The 23,493-nt window shown below is 43.6% G+C and carries 16 protein-coding genes and 2 pseudogenes; 11 read left to right on the top strand and 7 right to left on the bottom strand.

Annotation, left to right across the window (positions count from 1 at the left end; all coding sequences use genetic code 11):
* Positions 1-1,028 precede the first annotated feature (1,028 nt).
* Entirely contained in the window at positions 1,029-1,982 is a 954-nt protein-coding gene (locus tag ST37_RS02415; protein ID WP_084883426.1) for a hypothetical protein, read from the top strand.
* 111 nt (positions 1,983-2,093) lie between these two features.
* Here the strand turns inward: ST37_RS02415 and ST37_RS02410 are convergent, their stop codons facing one another.
* Both ST37_RS02410 and ST37_RS02405 read right to left on the bottom strand, forming a co-directional pair.
* Complete coding sequence (locus ST37_RS02410) at positions 2,094-4,340, bottom strand: AAA family ATPase (protein WP_084883423.1); 2,247 nt, start codon at positions 4,338-4,340, stop codon at positions 2,094-2,096.
* Positions 4,341-4,382: 42 nt separating this feature from the next.
* A complete protein-coding gene (locus ST37_RS02405; RefSeq protein WP_084883420.1) occupies positions 4,383-4,979 on the bottom strand; it encodes a tyrosine-type recombinase/integrase in 597 nt (198 codons plus the stop codon).
* 110 nt (positions 4,980-5,089) lie between these two features.
* Here ST37_RS02405 and ST37_RS02400 point away from each other — a divergent pair, with 110 nt between their 5' ends.
* The 6 genes and pseudogenes from ST37_RS02400 to ST37_RS20190 all read left to right on the top strand — a co-directional run.
* Entirely contained in the window at positions 5,090-6,793 is a 1,704-nt protein-coding gene (locus ST37_RS02400; RefSeq protein WP_084883417.1) for a class I SAM-dependent DNA methyltransferase, read from the top strand.
* Positions 6,783-8,078, top strand: coding sequence for a restriction endonuclease subunit S (locus ST37_RS02395; protein WP_084883414.1), 1,296 nt, complete (start codon positions 6,783-6,785; stop codon positions 8,076-8,078). Before ST37_RS02400 ends, ST37_RS02395 begins: the two co-directional genes overlap by 11 nt.
* A complete protein-coding gene (locus tag ST37_RS02390; protein ID WP_084883411.1) occupies positions 8,079-9,098 on the top strand; it encodes a Fic family protein in 1,020 nt (339 codons plus the stop codon).
* The gene (locus ST37_RS02385) at positions 9,095-12,352 is read left to right on the top strand and encodes a type I restriction endonuclease subunit R (RefSeq protein WP_084883408.1); all 3,258 of its coding nucleotides are present in this window, start codon (positions 9,095-9,097) and stop codon (positions 12,350-12,352) included. The genes ST37_RS02390 and ST37_RS02385 overlap by 4 nt, the downstream gene beginning before the upstream one ends.
* Before the next feature lie 79 nt (positions 12,353-12,431).
* The gene (locus tag ST37_RS02380; RefSeq protein WP_084883405.1) at positions 12,432-13,085 is read left to right on the top strand and encodes a hypothetical protein; all 654 of its coding nucleotides are present in this window, start codon (positions 12,432-12,434) and stop codon (positions 13,083-13,085) included.
* Positions 13,086-13,354: 269 nt separating this feature from the next.
* A pseudogene (locus ST37_RS20190) lies at positions 13,355-13,456 on the top strand (L-threonine 3-dehydrogenase); the annotation flags it as partial.
* Positions 13,457-13,568: 112 nt separating this feature from the next.
* Here ST37_RS20190 and ST37_RS02370 read toward each other — a convergent pair.
* Positions 13,569-14,495, bottom strand: coding sequence for a LysR family transcriptional regulator (locus tag ST37_RS02370; protein WP_084883399.1), 927 nt, complete (start codon positions 14,493-14,495; stop codon positions 13,569-13,571).
* A gap of 118 nt (positions 14,496-14,613) precedes the next feature.
* Here ST37_RS02370 and ST37_RS02365 point away from each other — a divergent pair, with 118 nt between their 5' ends.
* From ST37_RS02365 to ST37_RS20185, 4 genes and pseudogenes are all read left to right on the top strand, one after another.
* Entirely contained in the window at positions 14,614-15,915 is a 1,302-nt protein-coding gene (locus ST37_RS02365) for a cytosine permease (protein ID WP_084883396.1), read from the top strand.
* Complete coding sequence (locus ST37_RS02360) at positions 15,905-17,032, top strand: DUF917 domain-containing protein (RefSeq protein WP_084883394.1); 1,128 nt, start codon at positions 15,905-15,907, stop codon at positions 17,030-17,032. The genes ST37_RS02365 and ST37_RS02360 overlap by 11 nt, the downstream gene beginning before the upstream one ends.
* A gap of 1 nt (position 17,033) precedes the next feature.
* A complete protein-coding gene (locus ST37_RS02355) occupies positions 17,034-18,599 on the top strand; it encodes a hydantoinase/oxoprolinase family protein (RefSeq protein WP_084883391.1) in 1,566 nt (521 codons plus the stop codon).
* 327 nt (positions 18,600-18,926) lie between these two features.
* Positions 18,927-19,161: pseudogene (locus ST37_RS20185) on the top strand (DUF4172 domain-containing protein); the annotation flags it as partial.
* A gap of 274 nt (positions 19,162-19,435) precedes the next feature.
* Here ST37_RS20185 and ST37_RS02350 read toward each other — a convergent pair.
* Genes ST37_RS02350 through ST37_RS02335 form a run of 4 tightly spaced genes read right to left on the bottom strand, consistent with a single transcriptional unit; the run spans position 19,436 to position 23,373 of the window.
* On the bottom strand, positions 19,436-20,746 hold the full coding sequence (locus ST37_RS02350; RefSeq protein ID WP_084883387.1) for a rhodanese-like domain-containing protein: 1,311 nt from the start codon (positions 20,744-20,746) through the stop codon (positions 19,436-19,438).
* 38 nt (positions 20,747-20,784) lie between these two features.
* Positions 20,785-21,111 (bottom strand): hypothetical protein, encoded by a 327-nt coding sequence (locus ST37_RS02345; RefSeq protein WP_084883385.1) that lies wholly within the window; start codon positions 21,109-21,111, stop codon positions 20,785-20,787.
* 35 nt (positions 21,112-21,146) lie between these two features.
* Positions 21,147-21,731: a cytochrome b/b6 domain-containing protein gene (locus tag ST37_RS02340; protein ID WP_084883382.1), complete on the bottom strand. Its 585-nt coding sequence runs from the start codon at positions 21,729-21,731 to the stop codon at positions 21,147-21,149.
* A gap of 10 nt (positions 21,732-21,741) precedes the next feature.
* A complete protein-coding gene (locus ST37_RS02335; protein ID WP_084883379.1) occupies positions 21,742-23,373 on the bottom strand; it encodes a tetrathionate reductase family octaheme c-type cytochrome in 1,632 nt (543 codons plus the stop codon).
* Positions 23,374-23,493: the final 120 nt, after the last annotated feature.

The raw sequence follows: 23,493 nt of genomic DNA, 5'->3' as shown, positions 1-23,493 counted from the left end.
TTATAATCAAACAAGGAGGCACAGTGCTCTTGGATATCTAAGTCCAATCAACTTTGAAAAACAAAATGTCGCTTAACCGTGTGTCCAGTGTTGCTGGGGCAGATCAGTGATCCTAGCGAGCATTTTAAAAGAGTCGAGCTATTAACTCTCCAGAATAGGCTTTGGACAACCCTTGGTAGTGGGGTTCAATTGCCATCTGGATTTGAGGAAGTAAGTACTCTGGCCTCTGCGAGTTTTTATCACTAAGCCCATTCGCAAGTAGTTCGACAGCCACTCTGTCCAATGTTGAATATAGTTCGTTGATTTGTCGGCTTTGAGTCGGCCTAGGCAGGTGACTGTCAATGTAGCTAGGAAGCTTTCTCCGATACTTAAATCTTACATCCGATTCCCTCATTAAGGTGTAATCTACGGTGTTTTGGATTGATATAATCCAGCTTGTCGTGATGATGCTTATCGGGCTTAGCCGTACTAAAGCACTACTATTAGATGGTTTATGCTGTTCCATGTTTTTGATCCTGTCAGAGTGATAGATAGCAACGGGCGTAAACTAACCCGCCAAGAGTGCATCGTTAACCACACGAAAGTCGGCGAACGCTCGATCAAAGTCGTTTGATACCTAGTGGCTTGTTGAGAATTACCCCAGTAGGCTACCTTCAAATACTTTCCCGACTAGCTTCGAAGTAAGTCACCGGATGAGGTTGGCTGCCTACTTGGGCCGTATTCGTTGTAAACAACCGACAAACTCTTGTCTATGCCAAGTCCGAGACTGTGATATTACTTAAAAAGTAGAATTAGAGTCGTCAGTATTGTTGATTGAGATTAGTTATCATTGAGCAAAATCTCGTGCGAATCATTCGGTCACGATTAGTAAAGTGCAAGCAGTCTAGAGTGATTACGCCCTAAAACGTGCCGAGGGCTCTAGAAGTTGGTGTATTAACACGGTATAACTCCTTTACGGAAGCTGGTGAGAGACTAGCTATACATTCCGGAGAAACGAAAGTTACTGGCTTCCACGGGGCGAAATAGAAATGCTAGAGCAAGACATTTACTTAGAATCAGTCCGAGAGCGAGATACTGACCTACTGCTTATTGAAGAGCTTCACGTAAAACCAGAATTTCAAAAGTTTATTTCCACAAAGCTCTTACCCCAGTACCACATTGCCTCTTTTAGGGGGGCTTGGCACTCAATTTCTACTCAAGATGGCGAATCTGATGTTATCGTGATTTTTGATGATGCAAATGGAAAAAGAGTCGCAGCGCTAATCGAAAATAAAGTTAACGCCAGCGCTCAACCTAGACAGGCTGAGCGGTATTTTGAGCGTGGTAAAGAAGGTATTGAAAATGACACTTGGGATGCGTTTGTAACGTGCCTATTTGCACCTAAGAGTTACCTAAACAGCGATAGACAGAACTACCAAACCACATTGTCTTATGAAGCAGTACAACAGTTCTTCATAAAGACAAAGAGTGTAAGGGCCGACTATAAAGCCCGTGTTTTAGAAGCAGCGATTGAGCATCAACGTAGAAGTAAACAAAGAGAGGTAAATGAATCTTCAACCCAGTTTGCTCATAAATACACTCGCTACATGCAAAATCAACATCCAGATTTATCTATTAAAGAAGAATTGCAAGGCCGAGCTTTAGGGCATAGTTGGTTTTACTTCTACCCGTTCTCAGAGCCGTCGGTTTATCTAGTCCATCAATGCGCCAATGGTAACGCTGGTATGACGATACAGGGTCAAGGGCTTATAGCCAGGAAACAAGAAATTGAAGCTGTACTTAATCGACTTAATATCCAAGACTTAAAGCTGAGAGTCGGCAAGAAAAGCATTTCTTTCCTAAATCAATCGCCGAAGATTGATCACACTGTGGCTGAATTTGAGGACTGGTTAGAGGATATTGAGAGCTCAGCTCAACGGCTGATCATGATGAAAAATGTTTACTGGCCTTTACTTAAGGACGAGCTCAATAGGTTACTGTAACGCCTTGGAGTGCAGAGGTGTAGTGGCAATAGTGAATTTGGCCAGGTCTCCCGGCCTTGCTCTGGGACAAAAGCGACTTAGGCTTCGCCCCGTTATAATCAATAAAAATTATTATGCACTCATTGGAAGCTCTATAGGATCTGATGACTCTACCTCTTCTCCCATCATCATGTTGTAGTGCGCTAAGTGACCAGCATAATCGAAAAGTTTTTGGAAAACTGACATATATAACTCTGTGGAATCATCTGGATGCTGTATATACAAGTCATCAGGAAGGCAGTGTGAACCATCGTTTATCCAGTACATCAGTGAATTGCAAATTTGTTGCTCTTGTAAGTTCTCAAATTTCGACAATAGATCATCATCACTAAAGCGCCCGAGAATCTTGAAATAATTCTCTATTATTCTGCGCATAGTATTCTGAATGGTAATGCCGGAGTTAGCATTGCGCTCTTTTAGCTCCCTCCATAATAACTCGTATGATGACTCGATTGGGTTCTTCTGATCGTATGCGCTGACGGAAGTAATGTTATTGGCTTTTCTTAAAATCCAGAAATTCGTGTCTTTACAACCATTGGATCGACCATTTTGAAAGGATGCCTCTTTATGGAAATATACGTTATGAGTCAAAAGTATAAGCTGTTTCATACTGGATTCTGGGACGGTCTTTATCTCACGAATAAGCTCTTTAACTAGGGCGCTGACAATGTAAAGTACATTGCTATCTAGACTCGATATTGGATCGTCGATTACAACGACTCTGTCTTCAGCAATGTCTTCTTCTGAGAAGGAGCCTCGGGTAAGTTGATAAAAATAAAGAAATGTTATGAAGGTTACCTCTCCCTCACTTAGGGTATCTTTAACTTGCTCACCATTGAGACGCTCAATGCAATAATGATTAGGAAGGCTTAGAGAGGGCGCTATTCTGAAATTCAAAAAGCCAAATCCAATAAGTAACTTGTTAATTTCATTCACTGTTGGCTGAACGCTTGTCATATTGCGACTAAGGTTTTTGATTTCTTGAGTTAGGCTTATTTCCTTAGCTTCTCGCTGTTTAATCTGTTCTGAAATTTTTGTTATAGCTGCTTTTTTTCCTTTTGATGCCTTGCTGTACTTCTTTAGGTCATCTTCTATTTTTGATGTAAGAAAACGCCAGATTTCCTTAACAAAAGTTGTTAGTTCAGAGTCAAAATCTTGCGCTAATTTATTATGTGCACGCAAAACTTCATTTGCTTCTTCTATCAAGCTGTTTATTGCCATCACTTCTTCATGAGAGCTGGTGATTTCAACTTGCAAACTAGCCTTTTCTGATTTTGAAATAAACTCTAAATGGTTGGATTTTAATATGTTTTCCAAAGAGGTTAAATGAGTTTGAAATAGGTCTGTATTTAAAGTTGAATTGGCATTGGCTTTCTCTGTAGCTAGCGTACTTTGAAATTTTTCTAGTAAACGGTCTGCTGACAAGCGATATGAACTTTCCAACGCTCTGACTTGTTCAACATCTCTTAAGAATGTGTCATCAAAATACTTCTCAAGCTCATTCCTAAATTCATCGTCAATAGTTTCTTTTTGGCAAAATGGGCAATGACTGCTATCGCTTACATAGCCACGGCCTTGGTTTACCCAGTCATTGTTGCCAAAGTGTGTGATTAGCTCTGATATCGCAACGTCTGATTTACCAACAATGATCTTTGACCAAATGTCATTTTTTTCAACAATTAATAGAGCTTCATCGGTTATAGAAGTAAGTAAGGGGTAAACTGGTGGTTTATCTCCAAGCAGAGTCTTTCCCTTAATTGTTAACTCTTCGAGTGATAATAAATCTACGGAGACATTTTTAAGTTCAGAGAGCATCTTGTCTCGAAATCTCACTTTGCTACCGATTGAGCCAGTTAGTGCAGAGCGAAATTCAGATTCAAAAGACTTAAATACTTTCCAACAGCGGTCAGTAATATCTTTTTCAGCCCCATTCAGTGTTACTTCTTGTTGTTCTAAGGTAGTAGAAAGGCGTGCAATTTGATGCTGTTCGTTTTGTTGTTCGCTTTTTTTACTTTTTATCGCGTCAATTTGTTCGGTTGTTGCTTGGCCTAGAGTAAAGACGCCAGCGATATTAGTTGAACCAAAGTTCTTATCTCTGAATGCTTTGTTATAGACTAGTGAACTTACAGGTCGCTCATTATCCCAAACAATTTGACAATTTTGGTATTTGTCATCATCCGGTTGACTTATATAAGTCGAAGCCGTCGTTTTACCACAGCCGTTGGCTCCATAGATAAAGTTGATTTTTTTTAGATCAGATATTTGTACACCTGACGCATCATATGTAGCTACGCTTGCAAGTTTTAATGAGCGAATCACAGAATTACACCTCTTTTGTTTTCTAGAAGCAGGTTAAATATTTTACGTCTCACAACTCTCCGAAATCCTTAGCGCATCTTCAATTTCGACACCAAGGTATTCAATCGTGCTTTCTAACTTAGCATGACCTAGAAGCAACTGGATAGCGCGTAAGTTCTTGGTTTTGGCGTAGATCAAAGAAGCCTTGGTTCTGCGCAGTGAATGTGTTCCGTATTGCGTTTTATCTAGCCCGATATCAGTAACCCATCGATTAACCATGGTTGTGTAGTAATGGTACGAGATGGGCTGCCCTTCACGGCGTGGGCTTGGGAATAAACAGTCTGTTGGCTGTAATGAGTTTTGAATGATCCACTGCGACAAGGTCTGTTGAGTCTTGGGGGTGATCTCGAAGTGTACTTCCTGTTGGGTCTTCTGCTGTTTAACGATAGTTCGTGACATAACACAACCACTGCGACTGACATCTTGGACTTTCAAGTTACGTAAATCACAGGATCTCAACTTGCAGTCGATGGCTAGGTTGAACAGTGCCAACTCAAACAAGCGCTCTTCCAATTCAAGTCGAATACGGATGCGCCAAATGTCCTCCAGTTTGAATGCTTTCTTCTGACCTACACGCTTTCCTTTATTCCAAGCTTCCATAATGTGCTCCTTACTTCATAAAAATGCTCTTTAAGTAAGGCAGAAATCAAAGACAATGTTGCATCCAGTGGTATGATTGACGGAATATTTCTATAACAAGAAAACTTCTAATGAATCAAACAGAACAACAGTATTTGAAAGAGCTTGAAAGCAAGCTTTGGAACGCAGCAGACAAGCTACGCTCAACGCTAGATGCAGCGCAGTACAAACACGCAGTGTTAGGTCTAATCTTCGTTAAATACGTCTCTGATGCGTTTAAGCTGCGTCAGGATGAGATCAAAGCTGACATCGCTAACCCTGAGCACGAATACTACTTAGATCCTGCTGACTTCTCGGAAGAAGAGCTAGCGGCAGAGATTGCTATTGAACTGGAACAGCGTGATTTCTACACAGAGAAAAACGTGTTCTGGCTACCTACTGAATCTCGTTGGCAGTTCCTGCAAGATAACGGCCCATTGGTTATTGGTGGTGCTGAGCTAGATATCAATGGTAAGCCTAAGAAGATTACTTCTGTTGGACACTTAATTGATAACGCACTTGAAGGTATCGAGCGTGATAACCCGAAACTGAAAGGTGTACTGAACAAGTCATATTCTTCATTGAAGATTGACCAAGCGAAGCTGAACGAGCTAATCAACTTGATCGCTACCATCCCGTTTGTTCATGCAGATCTAAACAGTAAAGATATCTTAGGTCATGTATACGAATACATGCTTGGTCAGTTTGCACTGGCGGAAGGTAAAAAAGGTGGTCAGTTCTATACGCCAGCATCCATCGTAACGCTGATTGTTGAGATGATTGAACCGTTTGAAGGTCGAGTGTACGACCCTGCAATGGGTTCTGGTGGTTTCTTTGTTCAATCAGAGAAGTTCATCGAGCGTCATGCAAATGAGAAGAAGGTTGATGCCCTTACTCAGAAGCAGAAGATCTCTATCTACGGTCAAGAATACAACCATACAACGTGGCAACTAGCGGCGATGAACATGGCGATTCGTGGCCTTGATTACGACTTCGGTAAAGAGCCTGCAAGTACCTACACTAACGTACAACACCCTGATCTTCGTGCTGACTTCATCATGGCTAACCCTCCATTCAACATGAAAGAGTGGAACACTGGCGTAGATGATAACGATCCTCGCTTCAAATATGGCCAACCGCCATCAGGTAACGCTAACTTCGCATGGATGCAGCACATGCTTCATCACCTTGCTCCTGAAGGCTCTCAGGCGCTTCTGTTGGCAAATGGTTCGATGAGTTCAACGACCAACAACGAGGGCACTATTCGTCAGGCGTTAATTGAGAATGACTTGATTGAATGTATGGTCGCACTTCCCGGTCAACTGTTTACTAACACTCAGATCCCAGCCTGTATTTGGTTCTTAACTAAGAACAAGAATCCTCGTGTTGATAAAGCAGGACGTAAGCTGCGTGGCCGTAAGGGTGAAGTGCTGTTCATTGATGCTCGTAACCTTGGCTTCATGAAAGACCGTGTACTACGTGATTTCAGCTTCGATGATATTAAAAAAGTTGCAGACCTATTCCACGCTTGGAAAACAGGTGAAGAAGTACATGGTGTGGCTTATGAAGATCAAGCAGGCTTCTGCAAGTCAGCAACGCTAGAAGAAATCACCAAGCACGATTTTGTACTGACACCGGGGCGTTACGTTGGTGCTGCTGAGGAAGAAGATGACGGTGTTCCATTTGGTGAAAAGATGGCGACGCTGACTTCGAAGTTAAGCGAGCAGTTTGCAGAGTCGGCAACGCTGGAAGCTGAGATCAAGAAGAACCTAGCGGGGTTAGGTTATGAGTTGTAATTGGCCTGTAGTAACTTTAGCTGAAATTACATCCCGTATAGGAGACGGGCTTCACGGTACACCTAAGTATGATGATAACGGTGACTATTATTTTATTAATGGGAACAACTTATCCAACGGTAAAATTGTAATTAATGAGAAGACCAAGCGCACAGATGAGTCTCAATACCTAAAACATAAGAAAGATCTCAATGAACGAACTCTTTTAGTCTCGATCAACGGTACGTTAGGAAATATCGGCACCTACCAAGGTGAGAAAGTATTTCTTGGGAAAAGTGCGTGTTACTTGAATGTACTGCCTAGTGTAAACAAAGATTATGTTATGTACGTTCTTACATCCAAGCATTTTCAAGACTACATTCATAATCTCGCTACTGGTTCCACGATTAAAAATGTTGGTCTTAAACTTATTAGAGAATATGAGTTTCAATTGCCAGATACTGAAACTCAGGACGAGGTTGCTAACGTTTTGGTATCAATTGATTCCAAAATTACAGTTAATCAACAGATAAATAAAAACCTAGAAGAAATGGCACAAGCCCTCTTCAAGTCATGGTTTGTTGATTTCGATCCCGTAAAAGCCAAAATGAATGGCGAACAACCAGAAGGAATGGACGTTGCCACTGCCTCGCTATTCCCAGAAAAGCTCGTTGAGTCTGAGTTGGGTTTGATTCCTGAAGGCTGGGATATTAACTACATCAAGGATTTTGGTAAGGTAGTCACAGGAAAAACTCCTCCTAAAAAAGTTGAAGATGCATACGCAGAAGAAGGCGTTCCATTTGTTACTCCATCAGATATCGACAGTGATGTGTTTGTTAGCGAAACCAAACGCTTTTTATCTGAATCTGGTGTCGAAGCTGTGAAAAAGAACTTACTACCGGCAGGCAGCATTTGTGTAACTTGTATTGGTAGTCAAATGGGCAAGGCTGTAATTTCTCCATCAGAAGCTATTTCAAATCAACAAATTAACAGCGTTGTCGTAGCTAAAGATTATGAAAGGAATTTCCTGTTCTTGAATTTACGAAGAAGGCGTGAAGAGATATTTCTTATTGGTAGTAGCGGGAGTACGATGCCGATTATCAATAAGAGCACCTTCGAGAAATTAGCAGTGTTAACTCCATCGGAAGAGCTTATGCATTCATTCGATCGAGCAGTATCTTCATTACTGAGCAAAATTCATCAGAATGCTATAGAAAATCAAACTCTATCATCACTGCGTGACACCTTGCTTCCTAAATTGCTTTCCGGCGAAATCGAGTTAGACACGCAAGGAGAGGTAGCCTAAATGCAGCCTCCGTTTACCCTCAATAACCAAATCCTCTCACTGGTGGCTGACATCAGTGAACGTTTGGGCAAGATATCAGTAACACACTCTTACGATATCGATCTGCGCTTAAGGCGCATTAACCAAGTTCGTACCATTCACGGCACGTTGGCGATTGAGGGTAACGAACTTACAGAAGAACAAGTCACCGCCATACTCGGCGGACAGCGGGTATTGGCGCCAATAAAAGAAGTCCAAGAAGCGAAGAATGCGATTGCCGTCTACGAGCAATTACCTAATTGGTTGCCGGAAATTGAATCCAACTTATTGGATGCACACAAAAGCCTGATGATAGGGATGATTGACTCGGCAGGGCAATATCGTGATAGCGGTGTTGGCGTAATGAAAGACGGTCAAGTGATTCACATGGCGCCGCCAGCTCAACGAGTTCCAACACTCATGCGTGACTTATTTGCTTGGTTAGAAAGCAGTGATGATCATCCGCTCATCAAAAGCTGCGTGTTCCATTATGAGTTTGAGTTTATTCATCCGTTCTCTGATGGAAACGGTCGCATGGGTAGACTGTGGCAAACGCTCATTTTGAGTCGCTGGCAACCAATATTTGCGATGCTACCGGTTGAAAACCTTATTCACCAGCATCAGCAGCAATACTACCAAGCCATTAATCAAAGTACACTTGAGACAGACAGTCGGGCCTTTATAGGGTTTATGTTGGGGATGATCCGACAAGCGTTGATTGAGTTAGAACAATCGAACGTTCGTCATGTTGCCCCCCAAGAAAGCCATCAAGTAAGCCCCCAAGTTAATTTACTGCTGAATCGAATATCTGGTGAGATGAGTCGCGAACAATTGCAAAATGCCTGTGAGTTGAAAGATCGCAAATCATTTACTGCTCGATATCTAAAACCTGCCTTGGAAGCCGATTTAATAGAAATGACACAACCGGATGCACCAAGAAGTCGCTCGCAGCGCTACAGGCTCACAACCCTTGGCCAAGACGTACAACAAGGATTTAAATGAAAATCACAGAAGATCAGCTAGAACAACAGTGCCTTGATTGGTTTATCGACCAAGGTTATCTCTACAAAAATGGCTATGACATCGCACCAGATGGCGATTCACCTGAGCGTGATGATTACCATCAGGTGGTGCTCAAAAAGCGTTTGCTCAATCAATTAGCGATCCTAAATCCTGAACTGCCAGAAGAGACGTTAAATCAGGTAGTGAACACAGTAAGCACGCCTGAGACTCCGGTGCTTATTAAAAATAACCGAACATTCCATAAACTATTGATTGAGGGTGTGCCTGTTGAATACACCGTCATTGAAGATGGACATCCGACTCCAAAACACACTCACGCTCGGTTAATGGATTTCACCAATCCAGATAACAATGAGTTTTTGGTCGTTAATCAGTTCACCATCACAGGTACTAAAGGCAACCGACGTCCTGATGTAGTCGTGTTTATTAATGGTCTTCCTATCTCCGTCGTTGAGCTAAAGAACCCAGCGGACAATCATGCCGATATTTGGAATGCGTACAACCAGCTACAGACCTACAAAGATGAAATTGCTGAGTTGTTTGCATTCAATGAAGCCTTGGTTATAAGTGATGGTGTCACAGCTAGAGTTGGTTCATTAACTGCTAATAAAGAACGCTTTTTACCGTGGAAAACTGTTGCTGGTGAGGATGATCGACCGTTATTTGAGTTTCAATTAGAGACCATGGTTCGCGGCTTCTTCAAACTGGAACTTCTCTTGGATTACATCCGTTACTTCGTGTTGTTTGAAACAGACAACGACAAAATCATCAAGAAAATCGCAGGTTACCACCAGTTTCACGCGGTTCGTGCAGCGGTAGAAGCCACAGTAAAAGCGAAGCAAGCTGACGTTGACCTGCCTATGGTGGCAGACAACGCGGCAAAGTATCAGGTTCAAGCAACAAAAGGGTTGGATAAGATTAAACCTGGAAGCGGTAAAGCTGGCGTCGTTTGGCATACTCAAGGTAGTGGTAAGAGCATCTCGATGGTGTGCTACGCAAGTAAATTGCTTCAGCAGCCAACCATGAATAACCCAACGATTGTTGTAGTAACAGATCGAAATGATCTTGATGGTCAGCTCTATAACACGTTTGGCATGGCGCAAGAGACGCTAAAGCAGATCCCACAACAAGCCAGTGATCGTGATGCTCTGCGTGAGTTATTACTGAACCGTCAGTCAGGCGGCATCATTTTTACCACCATACAAAAATTCGCGCTATTAGCTGATGAAACTGAGCATCCTGTTTTATCGGAAAGGGCAAACATTGTTGTCCTGTCAGATGAGGCGCACCGAAGTCAGTATGGTAATAAATCTAAACTGGTTGAGGTTAAAGACGAAAATGGCACTGTAAAAGCCCACAAATACGTTTTTGGTTATTCCAAGTATATGCGTGACGCGTTGCCTTATGCCTCGTTTATCGGCTTTACAGGTACGCCTATCGCTATGGATGATAAAGACACTCGTGGCGTGTTTGGTGAGTATGTCTCCATCTATGACATTCAGGATGCAGTCGACGATGGAGCTACCGTTCCTATTTACTATGAATCTCGTTTAGCTAAGCTTGATATTAATCAGGATAAGATCGAAGCTCTGAATGATGAAGTTGAAGACGAGATTGGTGAAGATGAAGAAACCGCCGACCGTGAGAAAATCAAATCCCAGTGGGCTGCGTTAGAGAAACTTGTTGGTGCAGAGCCTCGTATTGAGCAAGTTGCTAAAGATCTCGTCAACCATTTCACAACGCGTACTTCTACATTCACCGGCAAGGCTATGATAGTCGCGATGAGCCGTGACATTTGCGTTGATTTGTATGATGCTATTGTAGCAATTAAACCTGAGTGGCATAACGACGATCCTGAGAAAGGGGTGATCAAAATCGTTATGACAGGCAGTGCATCAGACAAAGAGAAGATGCAGCCCCATATCCATGACAAGAAAACCAAGCAGCGCTTTGAACAGCGCTATAAAGATATCGAAGACGAACTCCAGTTGGTGATTGTTCGTGACATGTGGCTAACAGGCTTTGATGCGCCATGCTGTCACACCATGTATAACGATAAACCAATGAAAGGCCACAATCTGATGCAGGCCATCGCTCGAGTAAACCGAGTGTTCAAGGATAAGCCTGGTGGTTTGGTTGTCGATTACATTGGTATTGCGAATGAATTGAAAAATGCACTCAAGACCTACACCAATAGTCAGGGCAAGGGCCAACCAACCGTTGATACCGCAGAAGCCTTTGCCGTGTTAATGGAAAAGGTCGATATCATTCGAGGAATGTTTGCGACGCCAGTTGATGGTGATGTATTCAATTATCGGCCAGACTTTGAAACCGATGCGCTTCGTTTGCTGCCTGGCGCTGTAAATCACTTATCGGGGCTTTCTCATGTTGATGGTAACGGCAAAGAAGTAAGAGATGGTAAGCGCCGTTTCCTTGATGTTATGGCTGCGCTTACCAAAGCGTACTCCTTATGTAACACAATGGATAAAACGCGTGGTTATAAGAACGAAATTGCTTTTTATTCTGCTATCAAGACGGTTTTCATCAAACATTCAACTGTGGATAAAAAGCGTACTGATGAGGAGCGTAATACTGCCCTAAAGCTGATCCTCGATAATGCGGTCGTCGCCGATGGTGTGGATGACATCTTCACAATGGTTGGGCTAGATAAACCAAACATCGGGCTACTTTCAGAAGAGTTCCTAGAAGATGTCAGGAACATGAAAAAGAAGAACCTTGCGGTCGAACTGTTAGAGAAGCTGTTGCGTGACGAAGTGAAAGCACGAATGAAGAATGATGTGGTTCAGGAGAAGAAGTACTCCGATCGCATCATGAGTACCCTGCAAAAGTACCACAACCGCAATATTGAAACGGCTCAGGTGATTGAGGAGTTGATTCAGTGGGCGAAGGAGATGCAAGAAGATGCAGAGCTGATAGAGAAGCTCAACCTTTCGGTTGATGAGATTGCATTCTATCGCGCTCTGGTCGAAAACGAAGCGTCGGTTAGAGAGTTAGGTGACGACAACCTGCGTAAACTAGCAATTGAGCTGACTAGTCAATTGCGCAAATCAGCAACGGTAGACTGGCAAAAACGGGAGAGTGTCCGCGCACGTATGCGTAACCTCGTCCGTCGATTACTACGCCGTTGGAAATACCCGCCAGATGCGGCAGAAGAGGCGATTAAGCTTGTATTAGAGCAGGCCGAGGCGTTAGCTGATGGATGGTATCAGTAATAAAAGATGGTAGGCATAGGATTTTACTTAGAAGACGCCACTATGAATGATGGCGTGGATAAACTTTAGAGGGAACTAGATGGAACTGATACTCATTGGAGTGATTGTATTAATCTGTAAGGTGTTATTTAGTGCTTTTACTGCATCAGAAAAGGAATCTGAGCCTATATACAGCAACTATCGAGCAAGCTCGCAAACTAAAGCTAGCAGTACAACCATTCAAGATGATGACACTAACCCCTTTGAACTAGTGATCAAAACATCCAAAGAATTTGAAAAGTGTTTATCTGGCATGGGAGCTACAGGGAAGGGGCTACATGAAAAGGTGAACAGTATAGAGGGCTCTTTAGCACCAGTACTGGTAAAGAAATTAAGGTATATTGCAACAGTACGAAACAATGTGGTTCATGATCCAGACGTGTCACTTACTGAAGAAAGTCGGCATTCGTTTATTGTAATGGCGAACTTTTGCCGAGATGCACTTAATTTGAATCAATCTAGCAGCTCAAGCTCGAATACAACGCAAGCTAAGCCACGCAAAGCACCCGCTGAAGAGCAAAGGCCAATTTGGGAAATTATAAAAGATAAGAAAGAGAGAACCGGCCCAATGCAATCGGATTTAGGCCCAACAGTTTGCGATGAACCTGAGGAAGAACCTAAGGAAGAGCAGCAAGAAGATGTGCCGAAAAAACCAATTTGGGAGATCATGCGAGAGAAACGTCTACAAGGGTAGATGGCTGCATTTGGATGTCTGAGATATATCAGATGCTCGCTTGTGGCCAAAATCTTTTATGGGTTTTTTGGAGTGATATACCTTATCTATCCAGAATACGAGAATTTTAAAGAGTATCAACCACCATTTAAAATCGCAGATATGCTGTCGGTTAAAACTATGGCCTATAATCTATTGAGTACCGCATGTGCGTTACTTAACCAGATATTAAATAGGTCAGCCGTCTATTTACTTTTGAAATGTCCCAATTTGGTCCCATAGGGATAGTGATAATTTATAAACTACTAATAGTTAAAGGTTTTCACCCTATCATACCCAACATGTTCGAGACTTGGTATAAAATGGCGAGCCTGTTTCAATCTGGCCTCAACGAACTCTTAGGGCCTTTTTTGTTTCTTTAAGCCATGCGACCACCAACTGCTTTTTTATAAATTTTAGCGAACATGGCAATGTTAGCGTGCCCAATCTGCACTAGCACATAACTCAACTCGACTCTTTTGCTGCGGTAGTTAAACAATCATAAAAAGCAGATGCAGCAGGTGAAAGAGCTTTAAGTTGATTTTTAAGTACGATGCAAAACTGGCTACTAAAGTGCCATTGCTCTGGTTTTAATGCGCTTAATTTGTCTCGATAATCATGGTTTTTGATAAGGTGGGTGGGTAGAAAGCTAATATGCGTTCCTGCGAGGGTTAACATTAAACCCGACTCCACATGCCAGCCATCAATGAGCTTGAGGTTTTGATACTGATTAACATCGAGCAACGCATACATAGTATCTGCGGCATAGCCACCAACATTGATTCGCTGCGATTCCAGTGAATAGTTGTTGTTGCGTAGGGTCTCAGCCAGATCTTTACGAGCATATAAACAACTTTCTTCGGTAAAAATGGGCTCTACGTGAGCATAAGAATAAGCTTGATGATCGTCTAGTACGACTATCATCATATCTAACTGGCTTTTCGCTAACTTCTCGTTAAGTACAGTAAAGTCTGCAATCTCTATGGTAAGTTCTACTTCATCACTTAGTTGGTAATAAGCTTCAATAGCTTTTGACAAAGGATTAGATGACAGAGAAACAGTATTGTCCAAACAACCAATACGCGCATGACCAATTAATTTTGATTGAACACCTTTGAGTTTAGCCGCGTAATCTGACAGCAAGCCATTGATCTCATTTGCATAATTATATACTTTGCTCCCCTCATCTGTTAACACAAAACCACTTCTGCCACGGTTACATAATACAACACCTAAGCTTTTTTCGAGGGTGATGAGTTCCTTGCTCAGTACCGGCTGGCTAAGGCCAGTGGTTAAGGTCGCATTGCTGATCCCACCCTGCTCAACGATCTCTGTAAAAAGCTCTAATCGGCGCAGGTCGCGTTTGTCTAATTTTTCAATGTTTATCGCCATAGGATCATTACATAACTTATTTTAAATGTTTAGATTCAATAATATGCATTTAATCAAATGCAACAAGGTGCTAACTTTTTTTATGTGACCAATATGGATATATATTTAGGAGAGACGGATGTCTGTAAAACCAAAGTCAAAAATTGACGATTTCGAATTAGCACCAGTGCCTGAGAAAGCCAAGCGTTCTTGGTGGGTAATTAGCCTCATTTGGTTAGCTATTGGTATTGATATTTCAGGCTTGTTCTTAGGGGCGATCTTGAGTGAAGGAATGGCCATAAATGATGCTTTGTTAGCGACCTTTATTGGCTCATCTATCCTTGCTGTTCTTGCTATGCTTTGTGCAAATATAGGGTTTCAGTCGGGTGTTTCTACACCGTTAGTGAGCAGCGCCGTATTTGGACGTAATGGCGGCAAATTACTGGGGCTAATTACAGGGGTGTCTTTGGTGGGGTGGTTTGCCTTTCAGGCCGATTTCTTTGCGTTGATCTTAGTTGAAGCGCTTGCCAAATATAATCTGGACGTTTCACATTTCTCAGCTTTAGTCTGCGGCGCAGCACTAATGATGTTTACCGCGATCTATGGTGTTCGTGCTCTTGGTAAGCTTTCCACCTATTCAGTACCGCTGATGGTTGGTCTGATTACCCTTGGTCTAATTATGGCGTCGGGATCACAACCTGCTGGTGAGAGAGAATTAATCGCTCCGATGTCGATGGGTGAAGCGATTTCCTTTGTAATGTCTATCTGGATTTTAGCGGCGATTGCGTCTCCAGATATTGCTCGCTACGCAAAGACACGTAAAGACGCTATTCTTGGTGCCGGCTTTGGTTTCCTACTGGGAAATAGTGCAACGATCGTAGTCGCTCTTTTGCTCACTCAGATGACGGGTACCGACAACCTAGTTGAAGTATTCTTTACCATCGGTTTAGGCATGGTTGCTATAACCATTCTGGTATTTGCTCAGTGGACGACCAATAGCAGTAATTTGGTATCTGGTGCACTAGGCATGTCTGTTGCACTTCCACGTGTACCGCGCCATGTATGGGTTATCTTGATGACTATTATTGGTCTCGCGATTGCTCAGTTTGGCATGGTGGATAAATTCACCGCATTCTTGACCTTACTGGGCGTCACTATTGCGCCATCTGCCGGGGTCTACCTGGCTCAGTATTACTTCATTAACAAACAAGACTTTACATTTGACGCTATTCAAAATGTCCCATCATGGAAGATGAATGGCTTGCTAGCCTGGGCATTTGGTAGTGTTATCAGTGCATGCACAGCTGGTGAGTTCCTTAACTTATTCTCAATTACGTCAATTTCGCCCATTGATGGAATTTTAGCGTCATTTGTCGCCTACATGGCACTGGTAAAAATAACCTTTATGGTAAAGAGCAAGGAGACCGTCAGTGATTATTAATGAGCAAATGATTGACGATATTGCTCTGGGTGCAACAGTGCTAGGTACAGGTGGTGGTGGTGATCCGTACAGTGGAGCACTAATGGCAAAGGCTGCGATAGCGCAGTCTGATAAGCCCGTTGATATCATTTCCTTAGAAGATGTGGACGATAACTGTATGACCGTGCCCTCTTCTATGATTGGTGCACCAACCGTTGCTGTAGAGAAGATCAACTCAAAAGAACAGATGCTGGTGGCCTTTGAAGCCATGGAAAAAGCATTGGACGAAAGAATTGCAGTGACCTATCCAATCGAAGTGGGTGGTTTTAACTCTCTTATCCCAATCTTGGTCGCAGCGCAAAAAGGTATCCCTGTGGTCGATTGTGATGCGATGGGGCGCGCGTTTCCTGAATCGCAAATGGTGACTTTTTATCTTGACGGCTTGCCATCCGCACCCAATACATTAGCGGATGAGAAAGGTAACGTCGTTACACTTTATCCACTCGATGGGGTATGGTCTGAGCGCTTTGCTCGCCCAATCACTGAACAAATGGGTGGCTCTGCTGCTATGTGTGACTATCCAATGCGCGGTTTTAACTTAAAGAAAAGCGCATTAGCAGGGACTTTGAGCAAAGCGATGCACATTGGCAAAGCAATTCGACAGGCCAATACAAAAGGCGAGAATGCCGTGGATGCTGTGCTGAGTATTGTAGGAGGCCAGCGCATTGTTACGGGTAAGATTTTGGATATTCATCGAACTACTGCTGGTGGCTTTGTCACCGGCGGGGTAGTCATTGAAAAAATGCAAGCTAGCCATAATGACCGTCAACTTAAGTCAGTGTTTGTACACTTTCAAAATGAGTTGCTACTTGCTCACAGCGGAAGCTCAGCGGATGACTTGAGCCAAGAAACCTTACTGGCAACGACGCCAGATTTACTCTCTATTTTGGATCATGAAACAGGACAGCCGATTACTACCGAACAATTGCGTTATGGGCAACGAGTCGATTTGATCGCCTATCCTTGCGATCCCAAGTGGCGCACAGAAAAAGGAATTGAAGTGGCTGGGCCAAGTTATTTTGGTTATGCAGTCGAATATCAAACAATAGAAACCTTGCTGGAACCAGGTGGTAAGTAGTATGCAGGATCACGTTTTTCGTTTAGGTATTGATGTTGGCGGAACCAATACCGATGGTGTCTTACTCGATAGTGCCTTGAACTGCGTTGCAAAGATAAAAGTAGCGACCTCAGAGGATATATTTACTGGTATTGATGGCGCTATAACTGCACTACTCAATCAAAGTGGTATTCAGGCTAGGCAGATTAAACACGCTATGTTGGGTACAACCCAATGTACCAACGCCATCGTAGAAAAAAAGACACTTGATCGCACTGGTATGATTCGCCTTGCTCTACCAAGTGGTAGCAGCGTCCCGCCTTTATGTGGTTGGAGTCAATCTTGGCAAGAACTGCTCGGTGAACATTTTTATGAAGCACACGGCGGCTATGAGTACGACGGTAAATTAATTGCCGACATTCAAGAGCAAGAGATCCGCTCACTATGCCAGAAAATGAAAGGCAAGGTTGACTCAATTGCTATTTGTGGCGTGTTTTCGCCTGTAAATGGCGAACAAGAGAAACAAGTCGCGCAGTGGGTAAAGGAAGAGCTAGAAGGGGTAAAAATATCCTTGTCCCATCAGATTGGCAGTATAGGGATCCTAGAACGCGAAAATGCGAGTATTCTAAACGCCGCACTACAAGGAACAGCAGAGCGCTTCGTGGAAGGTTTTTGCCATGCCCTGGAGAGTCATAGGATCTTAGCAACCCCTTATTTTGGGCAGAATGACGGCACTTTGATGTCGCAAGAATTCGCGCTTAAATACCCTATTTTAACGGTGGCATGTGGACCCACTAACTCTATCCGTGGAGCGAGTCATCTTTCTAAACTTTCAGATGCCATTGTTATTGATGTGGGAGGCACCACGTCTGATATTGGCGCACTGATTCATGGATACCCCCGAGAATCGAGCATTGCCGTCGAACTTGGTGAGGTACGTACAAACTTTCGCATGCCAGATATCCTAGCACTGGCCATTGGTGGTGGCACCATAGTACGAGAGCAGAATAACTGTTTTAAACTAGGGCCAGATAGTGTTGGGCATGAGTTACTTTCTGAGGCGCAAAGCTTTGCAGGTGACACTCTAACCTTAACCGATGTCGCTTTGACACTGAACAAAATGCAATGGCAAAGCGGTAATCAAGTTCAGCCGGTGGATCTGACTAAGGCTGACGCAACCACAATCTACACACAAATGGTGCGAGATGTAGAAGAGGGTATCGACAAGATGAAAACCTCATCGAAGTCTGTCCCGGTCATTTTGGTCGGGGGTGGCAGTGCATTAATGCCCGATGACTTTAAAGGTGTGAGTGAGGTTGTGCGACCAGAACACTATGAAGTTGCCAATGCTATTGGCGTTGCATTGGGAGAAATCTCGGGCCAGTTCGATAAGATTGTCCCTATCGCAACAGAAAAACGCAGCGAAATAATGAAGCAACTTGAGGAGCAAGCAAAACAATTGGCTGTTAATGCTGGAGCATGCAGCAAAAGCGTGGCCGTAATAGAGCGTAGTGAGATCCCATTAAGTTACCTCCAAGGAAATATGGTTCATGTGAAGATCAAATCTGCAGGGAAAATTGCTGAATGACAAAGTGTTTTGTTGTGGAGCTAGATGGACTAAATTAATTTACCCTGTGGCGACCTAAATTTTCCCTGTTAGCTTCGGGTAAGCCACAGGGGTGTGATAGGTCGCTTAAGAACAATTCATCGCAATCAACCGAAAAACTCTAGAACAAGCCCAATACGAGACTGTAATACTGCGAAAAAAGTGAACGCATTGACGTCAGTATTGTGGATTCTGATTACAAAATGTCTTGTCAAAACCTTGTGCTAGTCATTCGGTCATGATGAGCAAACACCGTTATATCTAGTGAAAATGTAATGTATATTCTGTTTTTGTTATCAAGGAGCTGCTATGTGGATTTTGGAACCCCCTAACTGGCCCGATTTGCAATGGGATAGGAACCGTTACTTAGGAAAACTCGGCTAAATCAGGGGATTCTGCTTCGCGAGATCACAAGCCAGTCTCACGATCAGCAATAGAGCATGCTGATACCTTGCTAGCCAATATCGTTCACTACAGTTCGATTGAAGGGGAGAAACTCAATGCCTTTTCGGTGCGCCCGTCATTGGCAAACAAGGTTGCTCTACAGAATGCTTGATGGTGATTTTCTTGGGGGATCAATACTTCTCTAAACCATAAGGTTGCTAAAGTGAGTAAACCTATGGCTGCTCGTCATTTGGCCGCTATGGTTGAGTTGAGATACATACTTGCAGTAGCCTCAGCAGATTTAAATCTAAATCGCGAAGTTCTTTCATCGTTGACTGAAAAAAGAGACCTCGCTATGTGACAGAGAGGTCTTCTTACATTATCGGAGCGTGACGCTTAACTGGTTACGAGTTTACAATCGGCGTTTTCAGTAGCTAGATTAATGGTATTTTGTTATCAGTGACGACACCTTTGAACGAGTCATTTAAGTATTTGACGTTGGTGTAACCATTTTTTGTGAGTAGGGTATAACCCAGTGAAGCTCTTGCGCCAGCAGCGCAGTGCAGTATTACAAGTTGATCTTTGGGCACTTTATTTAACTGCTGGTCGAGATCAGCTAGAGGAATGTTGATGGAGTGCTCTAGATGACCTGTTGCGACTTCGTCTGGGTTGCGAACGTCAATGATTGTGGCGTTCCCTGTTTTTGCAGCCGTTACAAAAACCTGCTCTTCTACTGCCCCTGGCAGTAGTTTTTTCTCGTAGACCAATGTGGTGGCTAGGCCGTCTGTCGATGTTGGACGTTTGGCGATAGACCATTGTTCAAATCCGCCATTTAGGATAGAGACATTACTGTATTTCCAAAACGATAAGATTTCGTAGGCTTCAATGGCCTCGTCTGCGTCGTTAGTGTCAGCGATGATGGTGATCGGCGCTTTTTTGTCGCGAAGGCCTAGCAGCAATCGTTTTGACACGTCAAACTTTTCACTGTTCCACGTCTCGTGCTGATCAGCCAGTTGTTTCACCGGCATGTGGACTGCACCTTGAACGCTTGCAGTCGGATTTTCGCGCACATCTAAGATAACGTGGTGAATGTCTAGGTTGCTTTCAAGCCAAGTTTGATTGACATGGGTTGGGTAGACGTCGCCTTTCCATGCAGGGTAGCCTTCAACGTACGCTTTAACATTGGTATAGCCTTCAGCAGTAGCTATTTTGAGTGCTTTGGGGCTAAGAGGGCAGGTGACTCCACCACAATAGAATACGACTAAAGTATCTTTGTCTTTTGGTAGCCACTGTAAGTTGGCAGCCAACTTGTCGGCAGGCGTCGCAATAGACGTGGGGATATGGCCAACGTCATATACTGAGGTTGGACGGGCATCACCAATAAACACCGTTTCGCCGTCATCGAGTAAATCGGCCAAGGTGTCAGTCTCTATGATTTGTTCATCAGGAAGTTTTACTAACACACGTTTGATTTGGGTGGCGACGTTGTCTTGGTTGAGGATGGCCTTAAACTTAGTATTGACCGTTAGCTCTTTAAACGAACTGGCTTCGAGTAAGGTTGTTTCATCACTGTACTTGAGTACTTGAACCTCTTTAGTAGCGGGGTTCAGGTACTGAATCACTTTGGATGAATAAACGATAGATTGGATCTTACCGGTGATTTCTTCCGCGGCATTACTGACCATAGAAATGGTCAATAGTGACGCTGAAAGCAACACACCGATGGTGCGATTTAGAGTTAACATAGTGATCTTCCTTGTGTTACTAAATGTGGCGCTGTTACTTAGTCACAGGCTGCCAACTCACCACTGTCTGCGGCGTATTTCATGGCGAAATCTGCTATATCTGGCGCTATTTCTTGGAACTGGTCGCTGTTCAAAAATTCTTGTGCTTGTGGGTGTTTGTCACTAAATTTTTTGATAAAACGCTCGGCGTCCTTTTTAAAGAAACGCTTCCACTCAACTTTCAAGTGCAGGCTCGCAAACTCTTGACCGTTGTATCCAAATAGAGGCCTTAAGTACTCAAGATAGGCCTCTTGGCCTTTTGCGGCATCCGCTTGAGCACCAAACGTGCATAGCGTGAGCGCTATTCCAGCTAGTAGCTTTTTCATAAACCTTTCCTCTTATTTCTTTGTGACTAAACTCATTATTCTTTTCCGGTGATCATCGCTTTCATATGGCTTGTGAGTTTTTTACCTAGCGTGATCAAATAGAGATGGACAATCAAAAACGCAATCACGCTGTACGCACAAAAGGTATGCAAAACCGCAATAAACTCGACGCTGCTTAGTATGCCGTTCGCTCTAAGCTCGGGATAAAAGAACAACGCGAGACCGGATAAAATTTGTAATGGCACTAATCCAAACAGCACTAAGATGTAGGCGAGACGCTGCAAAGGGTTGAATTTGTCTTTTGGTGTCATTTGGTGCGGGTGAGGGTCACCTTTAAAAATGCCAAACAGATAGAACTGAATGACAGAATCGATCCCTTGGCGCTTAGGAATAAATTGTCGCCATGCATCTGTGGTAAAGATCCAAGTAAAAATCATCACCACCAGTGCCCCCCATATAAATCCTGCCCAGTGATGGAGCGAAGAAGACTCGCCCCAACCAAACAGAGTTATGGAGCCGTGCAGCTCAAGTCCTGTTACGATAAGCAGCAACACCAACAGTGCTTGCAGCCAATGCCATAAGCGTTCAAAGCGTTTAAAAAGTACGGCTGATTTACTCATGAAATTCCCCTTATAGCCCTATTTCGTTGCGCGCTTTTTTACGGCGTGAAATGGTCACCAAGCGAAGCAAAATATGGATAGCAATACCAAAAAGGCCGCCGCCAATAGCAAGCACACCAAACCACTCCACAAATCCACTTCTATCGCGCCCAACGAGGTAGAAATCATTTAGCCCTTCAAGACGACTTTGCTGGCTATGGCATTGTGCACAGTCAACCGAGTCTTCAGCCGGTGCAACCATGTGTTTGATGGGCCAATACCCTAGGGTTTCGACAAAGTCATAGTGACCACTAAAGTCCACTTGGTTTAACTCAGCACCCGCTTGCAATGCTTTTGGCCAATCAAACTCAGTCCAAAATGCACCGCTTCCTTCTCGGCCATACAGTTTGATTGGGAGCATGGTGTTGTTCTCGGTATCGAACGGCTGTTTACCCTGATGGATCTTAAATGGCCATATACGCGCATCGGGATCGTTGTAATCTCCGCTTGGAGGATTGATCGAGATAGGGGCGTTTGTTGGGTCAAAGGTATCTTGGAAGGTCATTTGCTTGAGTTCACCTTTGTACCAACGGTATTCTGGTACAACATTTTTACCCCAAGTAAATGTGCCTTTTTTGCTGACATATGCATGATGCTCTACGCCATCAAACACTTCATCAATAACATAAGGCTTACCATCTTTTAAATCGCCTGCTGTTGACCAGTCCCAAGATAGCTTGGTCAAGTATGGGCCGCGGGCCATTTCAGGAACGTGACAGGATGTACAAGCGACTTTTGCGGTGTGATTGTCGATGGCTCGAGTATTATGTGGCGTAGGCCCATGACAGCTTTCACATGAGACGTTGTTGCCGATACGTTCTTGTTGACCCATATCCAATTCGTGATCAATAAATGCTGCACGATCGTTATAACGGCCAGAGATTCGATGGTCGTTGGTGGTGTGACAGTCCTGACACGCAAAGTCGAGCTTGTCTGGACTCATGTGTACATCGAGTTCAAAACTAGGATCAATCAAAGATAAATCGGTATCACCATGTTTTACGCCATTACCACCGCCACCAAGAGCGTGACAGGCTAAGCAGTTGTCTCTATTTGGGCTGCCAACATTTTGTGCGACAAAAGCTAAATCGACCGCCTTCTGAACTGTGCCGCCAACAACAGTATCTTCGTAGTACGGGTGACCAGACGATGCTGCCGATTTTTTGTACGTGCCTGTGGTGTCATGGCAAACCAAGCAGTCGACGTTTTCTTCTGCGTCAAACTCAAAGTCGTCATTTCGCCAGCCATAACCGGTATGACATTGAGTGCAGCTTTGATTCCCTCTGGCGGATACGCAGTAGTTGTTAAACGCATTTTCACCTTTACCCACCATCTTGTCGTCGACTTCTTTGGCCCAGTTCCAATGGAATGTCTCATGCATCTGTTTTGAGGCTTCGGTATGGCATTCGAGACAGGCTTCGGTGACATCAGGGGCGTAATCGAACTCTTGACTCAGAGAGTCAAACATCGCGTGATTGGCGGTGCTCGCGATGGTTTGCACATGTTCGCTGACTGGCATTGCATTCGTCGCGTCGTCACTTGCAAGCACATTAACTGTGCACAACGAACTTAGGCCAAGTATCAAAAACACTAATCTATCCATAAAGCATACCTACTAAAGATTTTTCCATTATCAATTTGAGGCAGTGTTGCCGCGACATGTGCGTTTTTCTTATTCATTGCTCAGGCAAACAATGCATGCTTTCTCTATAACTTTGTATTT

This window comes from Vibrio sp. qd031 (assembly GCF_002100145.1).
Lineage (GTDB): Bacteria > Pseudomonadota > Gammaproteobacteria > Enterobacterales > Vibrionaceae > Vibrio.
Note: the sequence above shows the minus strand (reverse complement) of the source record. Positions and strands in the feature narration are given on the sequence as shown.